At 62.1% G+C, this 20,221-nt stretch carries 15 protein-coding genes; 5 read left to right on the top strand and 10 right to left on the bottom strand.

From position 1 onward, the window contains the following. Positions 1–99: 99 nt before the first annotated feature. Genes RID42_08410 through RID42_08400 form a run of 3 tightly spaced genes read right to left on the bottom strand, consistent with a single transcriptional unit; the run spans position 100 to position 3,105 of the window. Complete coding sequence (locus RID42_08410) at positions 100–918, bottom strand: alpha/beta hydrolase (GenBank protein ID MEQ8247692.1); 819 nt, start codon at positions 916–918, stop codon at positions 100–102. Continuing rightward, a complete protein-coding gene (locus RID42_08405) occupies positions 915–1,859 on the bottom strand; it encodes an N-carbamoyl-D-amino-acid hydrolase (GenBank protein ID MEQ8247691.1) in 945 nt (314 codons plus the stop codon). Before RID42_08405 ends, RID42_08410 begins: the two co-directional genes overlap by 4 nt. A 7-nt stretch (positions 1,860–1,866) precedes the next feature. After that, entirely contained in the window at positions 1,867–3,105 is a 1,239-nt protein-coding gene (locus tag RID42_08400; protein ID MEQ8247690.1) for a Zn-dependent hydrolase, read from the bottom strand. 192 nt (positions 3,106–3,297) lie between these two features. Here RID42_08400 and RID42_08395 point away from each other — a divergent pair, with 192 nt between their 5' ends. Genes RID42_08395 through RID42_08380 form a run of 4 tightly spaced genes read left to right on the top strand, consistent with a single transcriptional unit; the run spans position 3,298 to position 10,792 of the window. Beyond that, positions 3,298–5,379 (top strand): hydantoinase/oxoprolinase family protein, encoded by a 2,082-nt coding sequence (locus tag RID42_08395; GenBank protein ID MEQ8247689.1) that lies wholly within the window; start codon positions 3,298–3,300, stop codon positions 5,377–5,379. Continuing rightward, positions 5,379–7,175, top strand: a complete 1,797-nt coding sequence (locus RID42_08390) for a hydantoinase B/oxoprolinase family protein (protein ID MEQ8247688.1) — start codon at positions 5,379–5,381, stop codon at positions 7,173–7,175. Before RID42_08395 ends, RID42_08390 begins: the two co-directional genes overlap by 1 nt. Before the next feature lie 51 nt (positions 7,176–7,226). Next, positions 7,227–9,014: an SLC13 family permease gene (locus RID42_08385; GenBank protein ID MEQ8247687.1), complete on the top strand. Its 1,788-nt coding sequence runs from the start codon at positions 7,227–7,229 to the stop codon at positions 9,012–9,014. Next, a complete protein-coding gene (locus RID42_08380; protein MEQ8247686.1) occupies positions 9,011–10,792 on the top strand; it encodes an SLC13 family permease in 1,782 nt (593 codons plus the stop codon). The genes RID42_08385 and RID42_08380 overlap by 4 nt, the downstream gene beginning before the upstream one ends. Before the next feature lie 3 nt (positions 10,793–10,795). Here RID42_08380 and RID42_08375 read toward each other — a convergent pair whose 3' ends face one another. Next, entirely contained in the window at positions 10,796–11,890 is a 1,095-nt protein-coding gene (locus RID42_08375) for an NAD(P)-dependent alcohol dehydrogenase (protein MEQ8247685.1), read from the bottom strand. 82 nt (positions 11,891–11,972) lie between these two features. Here RID42_08375 and RID42_08370 point away from each other — a divergent pair, with 82 nt between their 5' ends. Next, positions 11,973–12,413: a DUF4864 domain-containing protein gene (locus tag RID42_08370; GenBank protein MEQ8247684.1), complete on the top strand. Its 441-nt coding sequence runs from the start codon at positions 11,973–11,975 to the stop codon at positions 12,411–12,413. Between the two features lie 807 nt (positions 12,414–13,220). Here RID42_08370 and RID42_08365 read toward each other — a convergent pair. The 6 genes from RID42_08365 to RID42_08340 all read right to left on the bottom strand — a co-directional run bounded on the left by RID42_08365 (position 13,221) and on the right by RID42_08340 (position 20,169). Continuing rightward, positions 13,221–15,623 (bottom strand): hypothetical protein, encoded by a 2,403-nt coding sequence (locus RID42_08365; protein ID MEQ8247683.1) that lies wholly within the window; start codon positions 15,621–15,623, stop codon positions 13,221–13,223. Between the two features lie 34 nt (positions 15,624–15,657). After that, complete coding sequence (locus RID42_08360; GenBank protein ID MEQ8247682.1) at positions 15,658–16,854, bottom strand: ABC transporter substrate-binding protein; 1,197 nt, start codon at positions 16,852–16,854, stop codon at positions 15,658–15,660. Positions 16,855–16,935: 81 nt separating this feature from the next. Further along, a complete protein-coding gene (locus tag RID42_08355) occupies positions 16,936–17,643 on the bottom strand; it encodes an ABC transporter ATP-binding protein (protein ID MEQ8247681.1) in 708 nt (235 codons plus the stop codon). Next, a complete protein-coding gene (locus tag RID42_08350) occupies positions 17,633–18,406 on the bottom strand; it encodes an ABC transporter ATP-binding protein (GenBank protein ID MEQ8247680.1) in 774 nt (257 codons plus the stop codon). The genes RID42_08355 and RID42_08350 overlap by 11 nt, the downstream gene beginning before the upstream one ends. Continuing rightward, the gene (locus RID42_08345) at positions 18,403–19,272 is read right to left on the bottom strand and encodes a branched-chain amino acid ABC transporter permease (protein MEQ8247679.1); all 870 of its coding nucleotides are present in this window, start codon (positions 19,270–19,272) and stop codon (positions 18,403–18,405) included. Before RID42_08345 ends, RID42_08350 begins: the two co-directional genes overlap by 4 nt. Positions 19,273–19,275: 3 nt before the next feature. Continuing rightward, positions 19,276–20,169 (bottom strand): branched-chain amino acid ABC transporter permease, encoded by an 894-nt coding sequence (locus RID42_08340; GenBank protein ID MEQ8247678.1) that lies wholly within the window; start codon positions 20,167–20,169, stop codon positions 19,276–19,278. Between the last annotated feature and the right edge of the window lie 52 nt (positions 20,170–20,221).

The raw sequence follows: 20,221 nt of genomic DNA, 5'->3' as shown, positions 1-20,221 counted from the left end.
ACATGCCGCTGCAATCAGCGGCGCAACTACATATCTCATCTTGCGGTATTCCAGTGGGCTAGGCGCGCTAGTCCTACACTAACCGGCGGGGTCGATCGTTCACGAATTGTCGAGGAATGACGCGATCGAACTTGCCCATGCGTCAACGGCGGCATCGTCGCTTTCCGCAGAATCGTAGAAATCGTGATCGGTCTGAACGGTCTTCGGAATAAGCGCCGCACAGGCAGCGTCCAGTCGGCCCAGCAGCGTAGGGCAGGCGACCTGTGGGAGCTTCTCGTCCGTCGGATATTCGAAGGCCGCGCGAAAATTCTTATCGAGCGACCGCACGTTCTTGAGCGCATGAACCGTTCGGTCGTGCAACGCCTCCGCCGAGGGGAGACCCACGATCCGGCTGTTCTTCGCTTCGCGCCGGAAATAGGGCCAATAAAGAAACGAATCCCGGACGAAATGCCAACTCCAACGGATTTGGCTGCCGTGCTGGTCAACGGCAATCGGCGGAACGTAATTCTTGGCCAAGTCCTCGCGTTGCGCGGCATCCATGTGACCGGCACCATCGAGGATCAGACGGCGCACCCGTTTCGGCGCAAGGACCGCCATCTCCGTCGCCGCACGGGCACCGAAGTGACTGCCGTAGAGATCGAACCGTTCGATCTTCAGCGCAGAGAGCGCCGTAAGGAGCACGCCGGCATAGTCGGCCATCGTCGGCTGGGACCACGGCACCGGATCGGAGTCGCCTAGACCCAGAGGGTCGATCGCAATCGTGGGACGTTCGCCAAGCGCCACCATCAAGCGAACCTGTTCCAGCGCGCTCATCTGCGGGATCATCACCAGGGGCATTGCCGTCTCGGCGGCAGGGCCCGCCGTCACAACGTGAAGCTGGCCTTGTGGCGTATCGATAAAGTCGCGGCGAATATTCATGACGGCGATCCCGGTGGCCGTGCGCCGGCTCGCTCGACGATCAATCCGTAGTGTTCCGGCCGCCGGTGCTTCTCGAAGGCAAACCAGGTTTCCTTGTATGAGCGGCACAGGTCTAGATCGCATTTCGCCACGATAAGTTCATCCTCCAATGTCGAGGCCATCGCAACGATTTCGCCGGAGGGCGCGATGATGACGCTTTGGCCCAGCATATCGACACCTTCTTCGCGGCCGGCCTTGGCGACTCCCGCGACCCAGGTCGCGTTCTGATAGGCCCCCGACTGCATACTCAAGTGGTTGTGAAATGAGGTAAGGTGATCGTGTTGGGGCGCCGGTGGATTGTGCGTCGGGGTGTTGTAACCGATGAAGATCGCCTCGACATCTTGCAGGCCCATGACCCGGTAAGCTTCAGGCCACCGCCGGTCGTTGCATATGCAAATCCCCACGTTGCCGCCCAGCGCCGACACCACCGGAAAGCCGAGGTCGCCGACCTCGAAGTATCGCTTTTCAAGATGCTGGAAAGCCCGGTAGGGCTCATGCTCGGCATGCCCGGGCAAATGAATCTTGCGGTACTTGAGCGCGATCTCGCCGCTCTTATCGACGACCACCGCGGTATTGAACCGCCGAGTGACACCCGACTCCTCGACCAGTTCCGCATACCCGATGTGAAAACCGACCCCTAATCGCTTGGCCTCGTCAAACAGGGGTTGGGTTACGGGGCTCGGGAAAGCGCGCTCGAAATAGGAATCGATCTCGTCTTGATCTTCGATGAACCAGCGCGGAAAGAACGTGGTCAACGCAAGCTCCGGATAGACGATGACGTCGCACCCGCGCGCGTGGCCTTCGCGCATCATCTCGAGGAGGCGCGCGACGACGGTCTTACGCGTTTCGTTCTTGGCAATGGGGCCGAGTTGCGCGGCGCCGATATTCAGGATGCGACTCATCGTGGGGCTACTTGTTGGCCAGGGCGACCATCGCTTCGGCCAGGACCCGGGCCCCAGCCGCTAGGTCGCCAGGTCGAGCCGATTCGATCTCGTTGTGGCTGATACCCTTTTCGCACGGCACAAAGATCATCCCCGCAGGGCAAATATCGTTCATGTATTTGGCATCGTGCAGGGCGCCCGAAATCATGTCGCGGTGGCTTAGGCCCAAATCCTTGGTACACGCCCTGATTCTTCCGACGACGTCGGCGTCAAAGGCGATCGGTGGGACATTGTACGTTTCCCGCACCGTGTGTTTCAGTCCGCCGGCGTTGCGGCGACACACGTCCTCGACCCTATCGCCCAGCGCCTTAAGTGTTGCGGCATCGGGATGCCGGATATCCAATGTGAAATAGACATGACCCGGCACGGTATTAGGGGAGCCCGGCGAAACCTCAAAACAGCCGACGGTGAACCGGAGAATGTCCTTCTCATCGACTGTCAGCTCGTAGAGCTCGGCGATCATGGCGTGCGCTGCTCGAAAGGCATCGCGGCGCGCCGAAAACGGTGTGGTGCCGGCGTGCGCCTCCGACCCTTCGACATCAATGGCGAACCACCGGGTCCCTTGAATGCCGTTGACGACGCCAATGGTTTTTTCTTCCATCTCGAGGATCGGGCCCTGTTCGATATGGGCCTCGATATAGGCTGCGAAGGGTGCGCCGAAGGCGCGTCGTTCCGCGCCCGGTGTCGCGGCTAGTGTCGCCGGCAACAGGTCGCGGACCGTGGCGCCGCCACGATCCTTGACCGCCAGCATCTCTTGGAAATCCATCGCCGCGGTGTAAACCCCCGATCCCATGGTTGCCGGCTGGAACCGGCCGCCCTCTTCGTTGGTCCAGGCGACGAATTCGAGCGGGCGTTTCGTTTCAATACCGAGGTCTTCTGCCGCCTCGAGAACTTCTAGGCCCGCTAGGACGCCATAGGCACCGTCGAATTTTCCGCCGGTCGGCTGGCTGTCGATATGACTGCCGGTCACGACGGGATCGGCGTTGGGGTCGGTGCCCGCACGCCGGAAAAACAAATTGCCGATGTCGTCGACCGCGCAGGTAAACCCGCGCGCACCGGCCCAACCCGCCAAAAGCTTGCGCGCTTCGGCCTCCTCGGGCGTGAAGGCCTGCCGGTTGACGCCGCCCTTGGCCGTCGCGCCGATCTTCGCCAAATCCATGTGGCGCTGCCACAGCCTTTGTTCGTTTACGGCATCTGCGATGGCCAATGGACACACTCCTGGATGGCGGCACGGCGACCCCGCGATAGCCGTTGCGTTGGCTGGACGGGACGCCCTTGGACCACCTATTATTCCTCGCTGGTGCGCGATGTCCAGCGGTCGCCCAATCTGCGCCGGATCAGCAACCCAAAAACAATTATTGAGTCCGCCCAAGGCAATGGGCGCCGGGAGACCAGTTGCATGAAGCTTGTAGGCGTCGATGTCGGCGGGACGTTCACCGACCTAGTATTTACCGATACCACAACCAACCAGACCATCATCCACAAGGTGCCTACGACCCCGCACGACCCGTCGGAGGGAGTGATGAGCGGCCTGCTGGAGCTGTGCGAACGCAACGGTATCGACCGTGCGACGATCGATCACGTACTGCACGGGACGACCATCGCGACGAATGCCGTGCTCGAACACGACGGCTCCCTGACGGGAATGGTCACCACAAAAGGCTACCGCGACATCATCCACATCGGCCGTCACCAGCGGCCCGAGCATTATTCGATCATGCAGGAGATCCCGTGGCAGGACCGTCCGCTGATCAAACGCCGCCATCGCAAGACCGTCGCCGAACGCATCGCCCCGCCCAAGGGAGAGGTCCTCGTTGCCCTGGACGAAAACGACGTCAGAGTGGCGGCACGCGCGCTAAAGGCAGAAGGCGTCGAAGCGATTGCCGTGTGTTTCCTATTCTCCTACATCGACCCGAGCCACGAGGACCGCGCGAAAGCGATCATTCTGGAGGAGTTTCCCGAAGCTTTCGTGACAACGTCGTCCGACATTTCGCCGCAATTCCGCGAGTTCGAACGTTTCACTACCGCCGCGATGAACGCTTTTGTCGGCCCCAAAGTGCGCAACTACGTCAAGAACTTGGCCAACAGCATCGCTGCCAGCGGCCTGAAAGCCGACCTCCATATCATGGGCTCCAACGGGGGCGTTGCGACTGCGAGCCTGGTGGCCGAGCGCCCCGTCCTGACCCTGTTGTCCGGACCGGCCGCCGGCGTCCTTGGCGGCGCTTGGTGCGGGGCCCTGTCGGATCGCAACCGGCTCATCACCTTTGACGTCGGCGGTACTAGTGCCGATATCGGCATTGTCACCGACGGTCGTTTCGGCGAAGCCACCGCCCGCGATACCTCGATCGCCGGATTCCCGCTGATGGTGCCGATGATCGATATCCATACGATCGGTGCCGGCGGCGGCAGCATCGCTTGGCGCGACGCCGGCGGCACCTTCCGGGTCGGACCGCGCAGCGCCGGCTCCCAACCGGGCCCGGCGGCCTACGGCCGCGGCGGCAAACTCCCGACGGTCACCGACGCCAACGTCGTTTTGGGCCGGTTGAGCAAGGACAACTTCTTGGGCGGCGAAATGACGTTGGACGGACCGGCCGCGGAAGCCGTCGTGACCGACTTCGCCAAGACCATGGACCTTACGGTGCACGAATGCGCCGAAGGTATCTTGACCATCATCAATGCCAGCATGGCCAATGCGATCCGCTCGCGCACCGTGCAAAAGGGCATCGATCCGCGCGAATACGCGTTGGTGGCATTCGGCGGCGCCGGGCCGCTGCACGGCGCCGAAGTCGCGGCTGAGTTGGGTATCGCGGAGGTCATTATCCCGCCCTACCCCGGCATCACCTCGGCGGTCGGATTGCTCACCACCGACCACAAATACGATGCGATCAAGACCGAGTTCCAGGTCGAAGGCGGAATCGACCTGCCGCGGATCAACCAAGACTTCGACGCCATGGAGGACAACCTTCGGGGCCTGTTCAAAGCCGAAGGTTTGAGCGACGAGGAAATGGCATTCCAGCGCGCCGGCGACTTTCGATACGCGGGCCAGGGCTACGAGCTACGGATCGATTTCCCTGCAGGACAGGTCGACAACGCCCTGATGGTCGAGGTGTTCAACCGTTTTCACGAAATGCACCTGGGCGAGTACGGTCAGAACTATCCCGACACGCCGGTCGAACTGGTCAACGTTCGCGTGACCGGCGTCGGACGAATGCCCAAGATTCAAGCGGCCGTTCTGACGGAGTCCTCGGATAGAACGTTGGACGCGGCGCTGGTACGGCGCGATTCATCCATGTTTCGGGTCGAGGGTGAGCTGCAGACCTTCGAAACGCCCTACTATCGGCGCGAGCTTTTGCCGCTGAACCAAGACATTCCGGGCCCCGCCATCGTTTTGCAGAAAGACACGACGACGGTGGTACCGCCAACCTGTACCTTCAGTGCCGACCAGAGCGGCAATCTGTTCATCCACGTTGGAGAGAAATAATGGCCTCATCCAGCATACCCAGCCAGGGCGACAACCGGCGGGCCGTCGACCCGATCACCGCCAGCGTGATCCAGGGCGCGTTAGAGAGCATCGCGGTCGAGATGGGCTACAAGCTGATGCGCATGGCGTATTCGTCCATTATTCGCGAGTCCGAGGATTTCGGCGCTGCGATCGTCGATGTCCAGTGCCGTCAACTTTGCGAGTCCAAGCAGAGCACGCCGCTGCAGTCCGGCCCCATCCCCGGCTATATCAAAGGGATCAACCGCACGCTCGAAGCGCGCGGCGAGACGGTGATGCCGGGCGACGTCATCATGCACAACGACCCCTACGGCGGCTCGTCTCACGGGCCGGACGTGTTGTTCGCCGTACCGGTATTCTTTGGCGGCAAGCTGGTTGGCTGGTCGGCAACGACCGCCCATCATCTCGATATCGGATCGCTGAGCCCCGGCTCGTGCGGGATTGTCGATGCGATGGACGTCTACGCCGAGGGTCTGCAGTTCAAAGCCATCAAGGTCTTCGACCAAGGCAAGAAGAACGACATGGTGTGGCACATGCTGCGCGATAATATCCGGGCTTCGCACCTTGTCGTCGACGACATGGAAGCCCAGATCGCCGCCTCGCGCATTGGAGCGCAGCGGTTCATCGCTCTGATCGAACGTTACGGTCTAGACACGGTGACGGCGGCCTCAGAAGCGTTGATGGACGCCTCCGAGAAGATGATGCGCACCGCCATCGGCAACATCCCCGATGGGGTCTACACCGCGACCGGCCATATCGACGGTTACGAGAACAGCGAAAACCCAAAAGAGAAGAACCTTCCGATCGTGGTCACGGTCACGATCGCCGGCAGCGACATGACGGTCGACCTGACCGGTACCGCCGATCAGATCAACCTGCCGATCAATATGCCGTTCGAAGGCACGGTCGACGTGGCGATCTGGTTGACCGTGCGGTCGATCCTCGCCGACACCGCAACCGTCGGCCATGTGCCGCAGAACAGCGGACTGACCCGTCCCATCAAGATCGTCGCGCCCAAGGGGTCGTTGGCAAATCCAGAATTCCCGGCGCCCGTCATTGCACGGTTTTCGCCGGGGGTGATGATCGCCGATACGTTGATGCGCGCACTGGCCCCGGCGGTGCCGAAACAGATCAGCGCCGGCGTCGGCAATTTGAAGGTGATCGCCTTTTCCGGTCTGGAGAAGGGCCAACATTGGGTCCACATGGAGATCTTCGAAGGCGCCTACGGCGGACGCCACGGCAAGGACGGTATGGACGCCGTCGACACGCTTTACGCCAACACCCGCAACAATCCGATTGAGGACATCGAATCCCACCTTCCGCTGCGGGTCGATCGCTACGAGATGCGCGAAGGGGTGGTCCCGGCCGGGCAGTGGCGCGGCGGGATTGGGGCCATTCGGGAATTCACTTTTCTCGGCGATGGCGGCTACTCCGTCGAGGGCGAGGGCCATCTATTCAAGCCGTGGGGCTTCGACGGCGGCCAGGAGGGCGATCCGGCGAGCCTGCGCTTCGACCGGCACGACGGTAAGTCCGAGGATTTGCCCTCGAAGCTTCCTTACCGGGCGGCGAACACAGGCGACACCTTCGTGGCTCAAGGTCCCTGCGGCGGCGGCTACGGCGATCCCTTCGCGCGCGACCCCGGCGAGGTTCTCGACGACGTACTCGACGGCTACATCGGGGCCGACCAGGCAAAGACGGACTACGGCGTTGTGATCGCCAATGCCGCGGTCGACGACACTGCGACGGCAAAACTACGCCAGAGCCGGCCATCGTCGTAGGGCATCACCCTCCCAGCCGCGACCGCCCCGCAAAGCCTACGGAGCGGCACCGTGTCGTTTGACCAGATCGCCGTCCTCAGCGTCCTTGGCCTTGCCCTTGCCGGATTCATCTGGGGCCGGTGGCGCTACGACATTGTGGCGCTTTTCGCGCTGGTCCTGGCCGTCGGTCTCGGCATTGTCCCGACTCACGAGGCCTTTATCGGCTTCGCCCATCCGGCCACGATCACCGTCGTTGCCGTCCTTATCCTGAGTCGCGGGCTGTCGAATTCCGGGCTGGTCGATGCGGTGGCGCGCCGCCTAACGCCGGTCACGCGGCGCCCGGTCGCGCATGTCGGCACACTTACCGGTTTGGGCGCCCTTCTTTCGACGGTGATGAACAACATCGGGGCCCTGTCGTTGTTGCTACCCGTTGCAATTCAATCCGCTACACGTGCACGGCGTTCGCCCGCCATCGTCTTGATGCCACTTTCGTTTGGTTCGATCCTAGGTGGGCTTGTGACCCTGATCGGAACGCCTCCCAACATCATTGTGGCGGGCTACCGGGGCAGCGTCGTTGGCGAGCCCTTCGGCATGTTCGACTTTGCACCGGTTGGCGCAGTCGTCGCCGTCGCTGGCGTTCTGTTCATCACCTTTGTCGGGTGGCGGTTGATCCCCCGCCGGCGGCTGGCGGATATGCCGATGCAGAACCTCTTCAAAATTGAGGATTACATCGCGGAGGGGCGCGTCGCCGAGTCGTCGAACGCATTGGGCAAAACGATCGGCGAAATCGACGCGATTAGCGATCTGCACGATGTCGTTCTGATCGGCCTCCTGCGCAACGGCTTGCGCATTTTCGTTTCCGCCCGGCATCAGACGATCAAAGCGGGGGACCTTGTCATCGTCGAGGGCGGTGCCAAGGAAATCGCCGATTTTATGCAGGCGCTCGGTCTCGAACTCGCTACAGACGATGTCGACATCCAAACGATGTTGCGGGGCCCGGACTATGTTCTGAGCGAGGCGGTCATTGCGCCGCGTTCGTCGCTCATCGGGCGCACGTCGATATCGCTTCGTCTCACCGGACGATACGGCATCAATCTGCTGGCGATTTCGCGGCGCGGCGAACGCCTGCGCGAACGACTCGGCCAGGTTAGCTTGCAGGTTGGCGACATCCTCTTGTTCCAAGGAGATTCCGAACGGTTGTCTCAGGTCGTGCCCAGCCTCGGATGTCTGCCCCTGGGCGAGAAGCGCGTGACCTCGGGGAGCGGCCCTAAGGCGTTCCTTGCCTTCGCGATTTTCGCAGCCGCATTGATTGTATCCGCGTCCGGCTTGCTGCCTTTCGAACTCGCGCTGACCGCTGGCGCACTGGCGGTGGTGTTGGCCAACATCGTGCCGGCCCGCGAGATGTACGACGCGATCGATTGGCCCATCGTTGTGCTTCTTAGCGCGATGATTCCTGTCGGGTTTGCCATTGAATCGACCGGGACCGGCGATCTTATCGCGTCCGGTATCCTCGGGATGACCGACGGCATGTCGCCGCTGGTCGTCCTCACCGTGTTGATGGTTGTCACGATGATCATGACCGACATCATGAACAATGCCGCCACGGCACTGGTGACCGCCCCGATCGCCTTCAGCCTCGGTCAGGCGCTCGACGTCAGCCCGGACGCGTTCTTGATGGCCGTTGCGATTGGCGCATCGAGCGCTTTCTTGACGCCGATCGGCCATCAAAACAATGCGTTGATTATGGGCCCCGGCGGGTACAGATTTGGGGACTACTGGCGCATGGGTTTGCCGCTCAAGGTTTTGATCGTGGTTCTTAGCGTCCCTCTCCTCGCGGTGATCTGGCCGATGTCGCCATGACCTACGAGCAAATTGCCATTAGTGGCGTCGTCAGCGCGGCCCTCATCGGCTTTGTGTGGGGCAAGTGGCGCTACGATATCGTCGCCTTCGTTTGTTTGATTGCCGCGGTATTTTTGGGTGTAGTCCCCGGCGACCAGGCTTTCACCGGTTTCGGTCATCCCGCCACGATTACCGTCATCGCGGTCTTGGTTTTGAGCCGGGCGCTCAGCAATTCCGGGGTAGTCGAAAGCCTGAGCAACCTGCTGGCGCCGGCGACCAAGACCCCGACGATGCACATCTGCGCGCTGAGCCTGATCGCAACGCCGCTTTCGGCGATCATGAACAATATCGGGGCGCTCTCCTTGCTCATGCCGGTCGCCATCCAGTCAGCGGTGAAGGCCGCGCGCTCTCCTGCGGTCGTTCTGATGCCGCTATCCTTTGCCTCGATCCTGGGCGGCCTGATTACCCTGATCGGGACCCCGCCCAACATCATCGTGGCCAATTACCGCGGCACCGTGAGCGGTGAGGCATTCGGCATGTTTGCCTTCTCGCCGGTGGGCGGCGTTGCCGCGATCGCCGGTGTCTTGTTCATCGCTTTCATCGGTTGGCGCTTGATCCCACAGGCGCGCCTCAAGTTCACCGAAGAAAAGGCCTTGTTCGAGATCGACGATTACGTAGCGGAGATCGCGGTCGGCGAAGACTCCGCGGCTATCGGCCAAACGATTCACGACCTCCACCACGATGCGAGCGAAGCCGACGTCAAGATCCTCGGCCTGATCCGCGAAGGCACCCGCGGCTATTCGCGGGTGCGCTACCTTCCGTTGCGCGTCGGCGATCGCCTTATTGTCGAAGCTCCCCCGGAGGCGTTGACCGCCTATGTGAAAGATGCCGGCTTCGAATTGGCGGGCGCGTCCAACGACGGCGCCATCGACCTGGAGGGTGAGAACACGATCCTTCTAGAGGCCGTGATCCCGCCCCGGTCCTCGCTCACCGGACAAACGCCCCGGCTCGTCGGCCTGACCGGGCGCGCCGGACTTCACTTGCTTGGCATTTCTCGACAAGGACGACCCATCCGCGACCGCTTGTATCAAGCGCGCTTCCGCCCGGGCGACGTGCTGCTTCTGCACGGTGACGAGGACAACGTGCGGCGGACCGTGAGTGCGCTGGGCTGCCTTCCACTTGCGCCGCGAAAGCTCAGCAACGGCCCTGGGCGCAAGGCGTCGCTGGTCGTGATTGCCTTTGCCGTGGCGATCGCCGCCAACATCGCGGGCCTTGTGGCGCTCCCGGTCTCGTTTGGCGCGGCGGCGGTCTTTGTGGTGATTACTAATGTCGTCCCGCTGCGCGACGTCTATGAGGCAATCGACTGGCCAGTCGTCGTACTGTTGGGGGCGATGATGCCGATCGGCGGTGCGCTTGAGGCGACCGGAATGACGGCCTTGATCACCAGCGGCATTGTCGATTTGTCGGGGACGCTGGCCCCTGCAACCATACTCACCGTCATCCTCATCATCACGATGACGCTGTCGGACATCATGAATAACGCCGCGACAGCCGTCGTCGCCGCGCCGATCGCATATGGCACCGCACTACAGCTCGGGGTCAATCCGGATGCTTTCCTGATGGCGGTTGCCATCGGCGCGAGTTGTGCTTTCCTGACGCCGATCGGCCACCAGAACAATACGCTGATCCTCGGGCCCGGCGGCTACCGATTCGGCGATTATTGGCGGGTGGGGTTGCCTACGGAAATCATCATCGTCGCCGTGTCGGTGCCGATGATCTTGCTGGTTTGGCCCCTCTAAGACTCACGCCATTCTAAGGATCGGCTTGATCGCTTTGCCGGCGATCGAGTCGGCGACGGCTTCGTTGATCCGCTCGAACGGGTAGTAGCTCGCCAAACGGTCCATCGGAAAACGTCCCTGGGCATAGAACTCGATCAGTTGCGGGATGAAGACATCGGGGACGCTAGATCCCTCCAATACGCCGACGACGGTGCGCCCGCCCGTCAAAACGTCGCGGGCGCTAAACTCGAACGGCGCTCCGTGATTGGGCACCGTGACGATACCGCAAACGCCGCGCATGGTCATGCAGGCGATAGCATCGGTAAAGGATTGCACTGTCCCGGCCGTCTCCAGAACGAAGTGGGCGCCGCCGCCAGTCATTTCGCGGATCCGTGCCGCGACATCGCCGTCCCGCGCATCAAGCGCGTGCGTCGCGCCAAGTTCGAGTGCTAGAGCGAGGCGGGAGTCGTTTACATCCACGGCAACAATCGTCGTGCATCCGACGAGGCGCGCGGCCATGACGCCGCTCAAACCGACCGATCCCGCGCCCATCACGGCGACGCTGGACCCGGCGCGCGCTTTGATCGTGTTGAGAATTGCACCGGCGCCGGTTTGAATGCCACACCCCAGCGGGCCCAAAAGTTCGAGCGGCACGTCGTCGTTGGTGACCTTGACCACGTTCCGCTCGGTCGCCAGCGCGTGAGTAGCAAAGGACGACTGCTGGAAGAACGCACCGTTCAGCTTTTGGCCCTGACGTTGCATCGTCGGTGAACCGTCGGCGCGGCCGCCGGAGAACTGCAGAATGCGCATGTTGTGGCAGTGGGACGGCGCGCCTTCCGCGCAGGATGCGCAGGCACCGCACGAACCGAAGGTCATCACCACACGATCGCCCGGCGCGACCTTTGTCACATTCGCCCCAACGGCCTCGACAATCCCCGAGCCCTCATGGCCGAGGACGACGGGCATCGGCATGATGTGCTGCACCCCGATATCGGTGTGACAAACGCCTGAAGCGACGACCCGAACCAGCACTTCGCCCGCGCGCGGCGCATCGAGCGACACGGTCTCCAACTCAAACCGGCCACCGGGTTCGCGCAGAACCGCTGCGAGTATCTCCATTGTCTTTCTCCCTTCGGGCAAGGCTCGCCGTCGCTTCTATTGCCCGCTATCTTAACGGCATTGCGCGCTGAAAGGAGTGAGCATGATCCGTTTGACAACTCTTGTTCTTTTGGTTGCATCCTTCACTGTCACGCTTGCCCCGGCATCCGCCCAGGATATGGTCGAGGGCGATGCCGCGTCGCGAACCGCGATCGTCGCGGTGATCGAATCGCAGATCGCCGCCTTCCGCCGCGACGACGGCGATGCGGCATTCGCCCACGCCGCACCGGGCATCCGCGCCCAATTCGGTTCGCCCGACCGTTTCATGCAAATGGTGCGATCGTCCTACACGTCGGTCTATCGGCCGCGTAGCGTCGAGTTCCGGCGCCTCTTGGTCGTCCGAGGCGAGCCGGTACAAGAGGTGTTTTTTGTCGGCCTCGATCTTTCCACCATGTTGGCGTTGTACCGCATGGAGCAACAGCCGGATGGAAGCTGGCTGATAAACGGCGTTTTGGTAGCCGACACCAAAGAACAGGCGACCTAGCAACGATATTTGGTGCTCGGGTGGTCCATCAGCACAAAATGTATTGAACCGCGCGCCGGTGCCGGTCTAGGATCGGAGAAGAAAAAGCGCCAGGGAAACATAGGTCTGGGCCCATGTTTTGTCTCCCGCGAGAGACGCCCCTGACGCTCGTGGAGCCGCTCAAAGCCCCTTGCCCGCGGCGGAAACGTCGGCGGGCCTTTTGTTTTCGGAGCCGTTGCCGGCCACCGTCCACACCGTTCCATCGCAGACCTTCGAATCCGACCGTAGCCAGCACCGAAGATCCCCGCGACCCTGCGCCGGCCTCTCGGCAGGCGCCCGTCGCAGTGACCGGGATTTGCGCCGCCGGGTAAACCCGACCGCGCAATTACCCGACCTGACACCGTGACTAACGACTTCGAAAAGCCGCCGACCCGATGTCGCACCGTAGCTTGGTTCAGCGACCGCGCTCCGGGAGGGAGAGCGAACGACCGACACGCACACGGTGCTCGTGGACCGAGCCCTTCCGGCCTGACTGCCGCCCGCCTTGCGGCGCACGAGCAATCCGACCGGTGCAAAAAACAGAGAGGAATTTGGATCCGAAGACCCCCACACCGTCTCTGGTTCCAACACCAACGCGCCAACGCGCGCGCCTATCATGGTCTTTGAAACGGATCGCCGAAACAACGGCAAACGCACAAGCGGCCTAAAATAACTGTGTAAAACCAAAGACTTATGTCACATCGCATGAACAGCTTGTCCCCAACTTTGTGCACATCGCGCTAGGGGTGGTGCATGCGCGGAATCGAGGCGGCAGATATGGCGTGAGCGCTAGCGCGCCGGGAAGGCTTGCCGACGCACCTCGTCGTCCCGGAGAAAAGTCGGAAAGCCCGAACGGCTGAACGATGGGTAGTAGCCAACCGCATCGCCGAACCGCAAAGCGACCGCTTGGGCGCGCCAGCATGGACTGTGCGCGCCGCGGCGAACCACGGCATCGATCCAATCCGGTGCGGCGATCTCGCTCAGGACGAGGGTGCGGCGGGCAAGTTCGATCGCGCCGACAAGCGCCGTGCAATCGCGTTGCGACGCCAGCGCCGCGACAATCGGACGTCCAGCGCCGGGCGGACGCTCCACAGCGACCAGCGCCCCCGCGTAGATCCAAGCTTGGGCGAGGTGACCTTCGCGAAGCCGCGCCGCCACGGCGTCGATGATCCGTTCGGTCTCTGGCTCGCCCTGATCCCGCACGACACATCGCAAAACACCGAGCAGACCCAGGCCGCGATGCTCGTTGTCGCCAACGGCAGCGATCACCGCCCCAAGATCGAGCGAAAGCGCGCGGCGGACGAAGAGATGGGCATCCTTGGCTGCCACGCTGTCCCCAGCGAGCGGATAGGCGATGTCCAGGGCTTCGGCGAGAGAACCGGTTTGAGCCTTCTCCGTACTGGGCGCAACGCATGCGGGCGCCGTGGGCCCTTCGATGCGCGCAACGCTTTGCCCGCGGGGTCCGCCGAGCGGCATCTTTTCGACTACCTGGCGCTCGCTTCCCCCAGTGAAAGTGTCCTCGACTGCAGCGCCCAACAACGCGCCAACGCCGGGCAGGCCGCCAGCCCAGTGCCCCTCCCCCCAGCCCGACCCCGCCAAAGAAAACGAGTCCGCGCCGCCGCCGTCGAAGACAACGCCCAAGCCGTTCGCGGTGCTGGCACCCTGGGCCAGCGATCCTGCGTCGTAACGGTCGTTTCCGGCACCGTCGCGCAGGTAGCCGATGGAACGATCCAACCCCATCCCTTGGGAAACGCCGACGGGCGCCAAATAGGAATCGTCTCCCGCGTCATCCACGAGGACGCCGACGGCGACGTGGGCAGACGACCCTTGGGCATAGCGTATCGCGGTGTACCGATCGCGACCGGCGCGGTCGGCGAGCAAACCCATCCCGAAATAGAAGCCGTACCCTTGAGCGAACATCTCGGCGTCGTAGGTGTCGTCGCCCCGCCGGTCCAGGAGAACCCCGATTCCGCCCGCCGTGCCCTCGCGGTTGCCAAACCCGACGCCCTGCGCCTTGCTGACCCGGCCGCCACGGTCGAAGGCGTCGTCGTACCCGCCTGCGCGGTAGCGGTCGTCGCCGTCGAGATCGACCAGAACCGCCGCGCCGGCGGTTCCGGCAAACCCCTGACCGAGACCGTCCAGCCGATAGGTGTCGTCGCCGGCGGCATCGTAAAGAAGTGCCCGACCAAGGACGGCCGCGGCCTGGCCGAAATAGCCGGCCTCATAGATGTCGTCGCCGCGGAGATCGACGAGCACGGCAATCCCGCCGAAGGCCGCCGACGGTCCCGGGCCGCCTCCACCCCAGCGGTCGTCGCCGGCATGGTCGATCACGACCAAGACCGACAGGACACCGCCCGAGCCGCTGTAGGAATCGTCACCGTCCTGATCGACAACGATCACAACGCTCCCAGCGCGAAGGTCGGCGAAGTCGTAGGTGTCGTCACCGCCGGGGTCGACGATCAACGTCACGCCAGCACCACCGGTCGGGCGATGACGATCGGGTCCGAACGTGCCCTCAAGCCGCTCGACGCCGCTCGGTGCAAAATGCGGTGTGGAGGGTCCGGCCACCATCAGATCGAACGCGAAGGGAAGTACGACCTTGCCAAGGCGCATTGAGGTCTCCGCCAATCCGGCGTCGAGACCGGCCTGGACGATCCGGTTGGGGATATCGCCGCTTCCAAGCGTGTCCTTGAGACCGGTCCGGTCCGTGCCGCCGGCGCGTTGGAACCGATCCAGGGATTGCCGCCATCGATCGACCGTGCGGTGCGATAGGCTCGCAAACCTGCCCACTGCCGCAGCGTCCGACTGCACCAACGAGCGTCGGCGGGTGTCGTCCCTAAGGGGGACGTTCCACCCAGCGCGCCGGAGCGCCTCCTCAAATTGTTTCGTCGGCGCATCGAAGAGCTTGGCCGGGGTTTCGATGGTACGCAGGAAACCCGGTTCGGTGGCCCGTGGCGGCGCTTGTCCTGCCCGAAAGACGGTGTTGGGGATGACGCCCATCGCGTCGCGTCCGAGGCCGCGTTCCTCAAAACTCGCTTCCAACTTTCCGGCAACGGTGTCGGCGGCGAGCGACGGTACCGGCAGGAACGCGACGAAGAGCCCGAGGTAGAGGGCGCGGAACCGCCAACGCGCGTGAAAAGGCCGGCCCACGTTCGCAAATACCGGGCACAAGGCAAAAAAAGGGGCGGTCAAGCGCCGCCCCTTTTTCACCCTTCCAGTCGAACGACTAGGAGCCGGTCTTCTCACACTTGTCGGCCGGATGCTGGTCGAACATCGACCATTTGCCGTCCTTGAGCTCGATGATGAAGCCCGGCAATTCGGCATCGCCGTCGGCGTCGAAGCAAATCGGGCCGAGCATACCGACGTAGTCGGTCTTGCGGAGCTGATCGCGGATGGCGATGCGTTCGTCCTTTAACGCAGCCATGCCACCGGTGGCGCCCGTCTCTTTAATGACCTGGGCCAGGAGATAGACGATCTCGTAAGCCTGGGCGTCGACATGGTGCGGGAAAGCCGATTCGATCCCGCGCTTTTTGTTTTCAGCGTTGAATTTTTCGGTGAACGCCCGGGTCTTGTCGTTCAAGTCCCACCAGTACCCAGCGGCAAAAATGGTGCCGTCGGCTTCGGTGCCAACCACGTTGACGATCTCGGGATCCGCGAAAAGCTGGGAGCCGACCATGCGGCCCTTGAAGCCCTGACGCCGGGCTTCTTTCAGAATCTTCACCGCATTGTCGAGGATCGCACCGGCACCGATCAGATCGGGCGGAGTCTGCATGATCTTGGCAATTTGCGGCGACAGGTCGAAGGCGTTCTGCGGGAATCCCTCGGGCTCGCCGACAACTTTAATGCCCACGGCTGCGAACGCGCCCGGCATGATCCCGGTCCCGACCGCCTTGGACACGAACTGATCCGACTCGTACATGATCGCGGCCGACCCGGCTGGAATGCCTTTGCGCTTCAGGCTGGTCAGCATCCGGTTGAACTGCTTGCCTTCGTCTTCGGTGACGCGGAACGCAAACGAGTTGTCTTTGGCCAAACCGGGGGTCGACGCGGCATTTGGAATCTGAACGATCCCAAGGCGTTCGCCAACGGCAAATGCGACACGCGCTTCGCCCGACGAGAACGGACCGATGATCGCAAGCGCGTGGTCGTCCTCAGCAAGTTTGCGTGTGGCGACCGCGGCCTGCTTGGCATCGCTGCCGGTATCGAACTTGACGACCTTGATCATCTTACCGCCGATGCCGCCGGCGGCATTGATTTCGGCAACGGCGATATCGACCGCGGTCTCGGTGGTTTCGCCCGACGACTTCAAGAACCCAGTCTTGGCCATGTTGAGGCCAAGAACGATCTCTTCTGCGGCGCCGGCGGGCGCTGCGACGAGCGACGCCGCCAACGCGGCGGCGGCAACTCCAGTAAATCTTTTCACAGTATCTTCCTCCCAGGTTGTGTCCGTTCGTCCGGACCTGATGACATTCTGACGTTCGGAACGTGCCTTAACAAGACGGCGTTATCCGGTGCCGAGGTAGGCGGCTTCCAGTTTCTCGCCACTACGAAGCTGTTCCGACGGTCCTTCGGCGACCACTTTTCCCAGTTCCAAAACGTAGCCACGGTTCGCGGTTTGCAAGGCTTTATGGGTATTCTGTTCGACCAAAAGGATCGATATTCCGCCTTGATTCAACGACACGATCAGCTCGAAGAGTTGTTTGACCAATATTGGACTGAGGCCCAACGACGGTTCGTCGAGCATCATCAGAACAGGGCGCGCCAGCAGTGCCCGGCTGATTGCCAGCATTTGCTGCTCGCCGCCGGAAAGAACCGACGCGGGCATCGAACGCCGTTGGGCTAGATTGGGAAAGCGTTCGTAGATGCCTTCGATGTCCTTCGCGACATCGGAATCCCGCCGGCAATAGGCGCCCATCAGCAGATTGTCGTGCACGGACATGGAAACGAAGATCTGCCGCCCCTCCGGCACCATTACCAAACCCGAACGCACGCGTTTCTGGGCCGACCGCGAAGAAATATCTTGTCCGAGGAAACGCAACTTTTCTGCGGTTGCAGCCGCGGTTCCCTGGAGGGCCTTGAGGAGCGAGCTTTTCCCGGCGCCGTTGGCACCCAACACGGTGACGATCTCCCCCTCGCCGACCGACAACGACACGTGACGGACGGCGTGGTTACGGCCGTAGCGGACATTCAAGTCTTCGGCTTCAAGCAGCATCGCCGACCGCCTCTGACCCGAGATAAGCTTCAAGTACGCCGGGATCGCGCTGGACCTCGTTGGAGGGTCCCTCAAAAATCTTCTTTCCGAAATTGAGCACAACGACATGGTCGCAAAGGCTGCGGACGAACTGCATGTCGTGTTCGACGACCAGCAGCGTGACGCCGCGCTTCGACACCCCTTCGAGCAACAGTTGGAGCTCTTCGGTTTCTTTCTCGTTGAGGCCCGCTGCCGGTTCATCGAGTAGCAGAACCTTCGGGTCGGACATCATCGCGCGGACGACCTCGATCCGTTTTTGCACGCCATAGGGAAGATTGGCGACAACCTCCCCTGGATAGGTACCAAGACCAGCCTGGGCCAATGCATCGGCGGCCTCGCGGGCCCAACGGTTCCCCGGCAACCACCCGAGCGGGAACAGCAGGCTACCCAGTCGTCTCGCGCGGGCGTGCTGACCAAGCATGACATTCTCGACCGCACTCAGATGCGGCATTAGACGAATATTCTGGAAGCTGCGCGAGATCCCCTTATTGATACGCTCGCGGTCCGGGAGATGCGTGATATCGATGCCGTCGAGCAGAACCTTCCCGTCGTCGATCGGATACACACCGCTGATCAAGTTAAAGACGGTGGTCTTCCCGGCCCCGTTTGGGCCGATTAGGGCGGTGCGGCTGCCACGGGCGACGTCGAACGACACCTCGTCGACCACACGCAGTCCGCTGAAATTCTTCGAAACGGTCTGAAAGGAGAGAACGGCATCCGTCATCGTTTGCCGCCCTCGGCAAGCGGCGTGCCGCCGCTGCGCCTAAACAATCCGTAGACCCGATCGGTGAGCGTGCGGGTGACCAACCCTTCCGGCCGGACAACCATCATCAGGACGATGATGACGCCAAAGATCACGAACCGCCATTCGTGGCTGACCCGCAGGAACTCCGGTAACAGCGTAAAAAAGACCGCGCCGACCAACGGCCCGAACGGGGTTTGGGTCCCGCCAATCAGGACGTAAAGCAGTACGAAAGTACTGAGCAGAATGTTGAAATGCTGGATTTCGACATAGTTGAATTGATGCGCCCAGATCGCACCGCCAACCCCGGCGAGGACTCCACCGAGCGTGAAGGCCGCCACCTGCGTCATGCGGGTGTGCACACCAAATAGGCTAGCCACCCGCTCGTCGTCGTGAACCGCGCGCATCGACAGTCCGAACCGTGTCGACATCAAGAAAAAGACGAACAGAACGACGGCGAACGTAATCGGCGCGATGATGTCGAGTTCGGCGAAAGCCACGACCGGATATCCGGCCGCCGCGCCGAATATCTCCAGGTTGATATATATTCCCTGGACGATCTCCGCGAAGGCCAGCGTCGCCAACACCATGTAGACGCCGCGGGTACGCAAGATTGGGAACGAGATAAGAAAGGCAACCGCGCCGGTTGCAAGGGCCGCCAGGGGGATGGTCAACCACATCGCGAGGCCGACATCGGTGCTGAGATACCCGCTCGTGTAGGCGCCGATAGCGACAAAACCGGCCGCGCCGAGGTTCAGTTGCCCGGCCGCCGCAGGCAGGAAAACCGAGTAGGCCACCACGATATTGAAGCAGAGAATCGCCAGGATGCCGGTCCAATAGCCGCTCATGGCTTAGAACTTCCCTTTGCCGATGGCGGTATGGCCGAACAATCCGGCCGGGCGGATCAGAAGGATCAATAGCAACAATCCCCAAATCGGAATCTTGACGATGTCGGCGCCGAAGAAATGGATCGCCAGCACCTCGGTGAGACCCACGATCAACCCGCCGGCGATCGCGCCCCAAATATTGCCCAGCCCGCCGATGACCATCCCGGCGATGGCCTTTGCAGCGACGTTGTCCCCCATGTAGGCATTGATGTTGGCGTAATTGAGCGTGAACAACATGCCTGCAATACCCGCCATCAGGCCGGTGATGACGAAGACGATCGGGACGATATAGTTGACGCTGACCCCCATGAGGGTCGCCGCATCGGGGTTCTCCGCGATGCTTCGTAGCGCACGGCCGACGCGGCTACGCTTCAGCATGACGCTTAGGCCCCACACGATTGCCAGTGCCAGCACGAGGCTTGCAAGTTGGGGAATGCCGATGACCAGCTTACCGATGTGGAAGTCCGCACTCGTGAACGGCGTCGGAAACCGCTGCGGATCGGAACCGAGAATAACCAGAACGAGATGTTCGAAAATGATCAAAAAGCCTAACGAACTCACCAGCGGAAGCGCATGCTCCGTAGCATCGCCATACCGCACCCGCATGTAGCGATAGGTGAAACGCTCGACGATCAGCGACGCGACTGTCGCTGTGGCGACCCCGCCGAGCAGCGCCAGCGCCCAGTGGACCCCGATCGTCGTGAGACCCCAGGCCACCATGCCCGAAAGCATGAAGAGCGCCGGGATCGTAAAATTGAGGAAGTTGAGCATCCCAATGGTGAGCGTGAATGCCACCGCCACCATGACGTAGATGCCGCCGATCATCAGGCCGGATATCAGTTGTTGAAGTATCAACATGATCGTCTCGACGGTCGCCGATAGATCGGCAACCGCCTCCCTGTTTGCGCCC

The sequence above is a fragment of the Alphaproteobacteria bacterium genome (assembly GCA_040216735.1).
Lineage (GTDB): Bacteria > Pseudomonadota > Alphaproteobacteria > SHVP01 > SHVP01 > CALJDF01.
The sequence above is the reverse complement of the archived record's forward strand: the minus strand, read 5'-3'. Positions and strand labels throughout refer to the sequence as shown.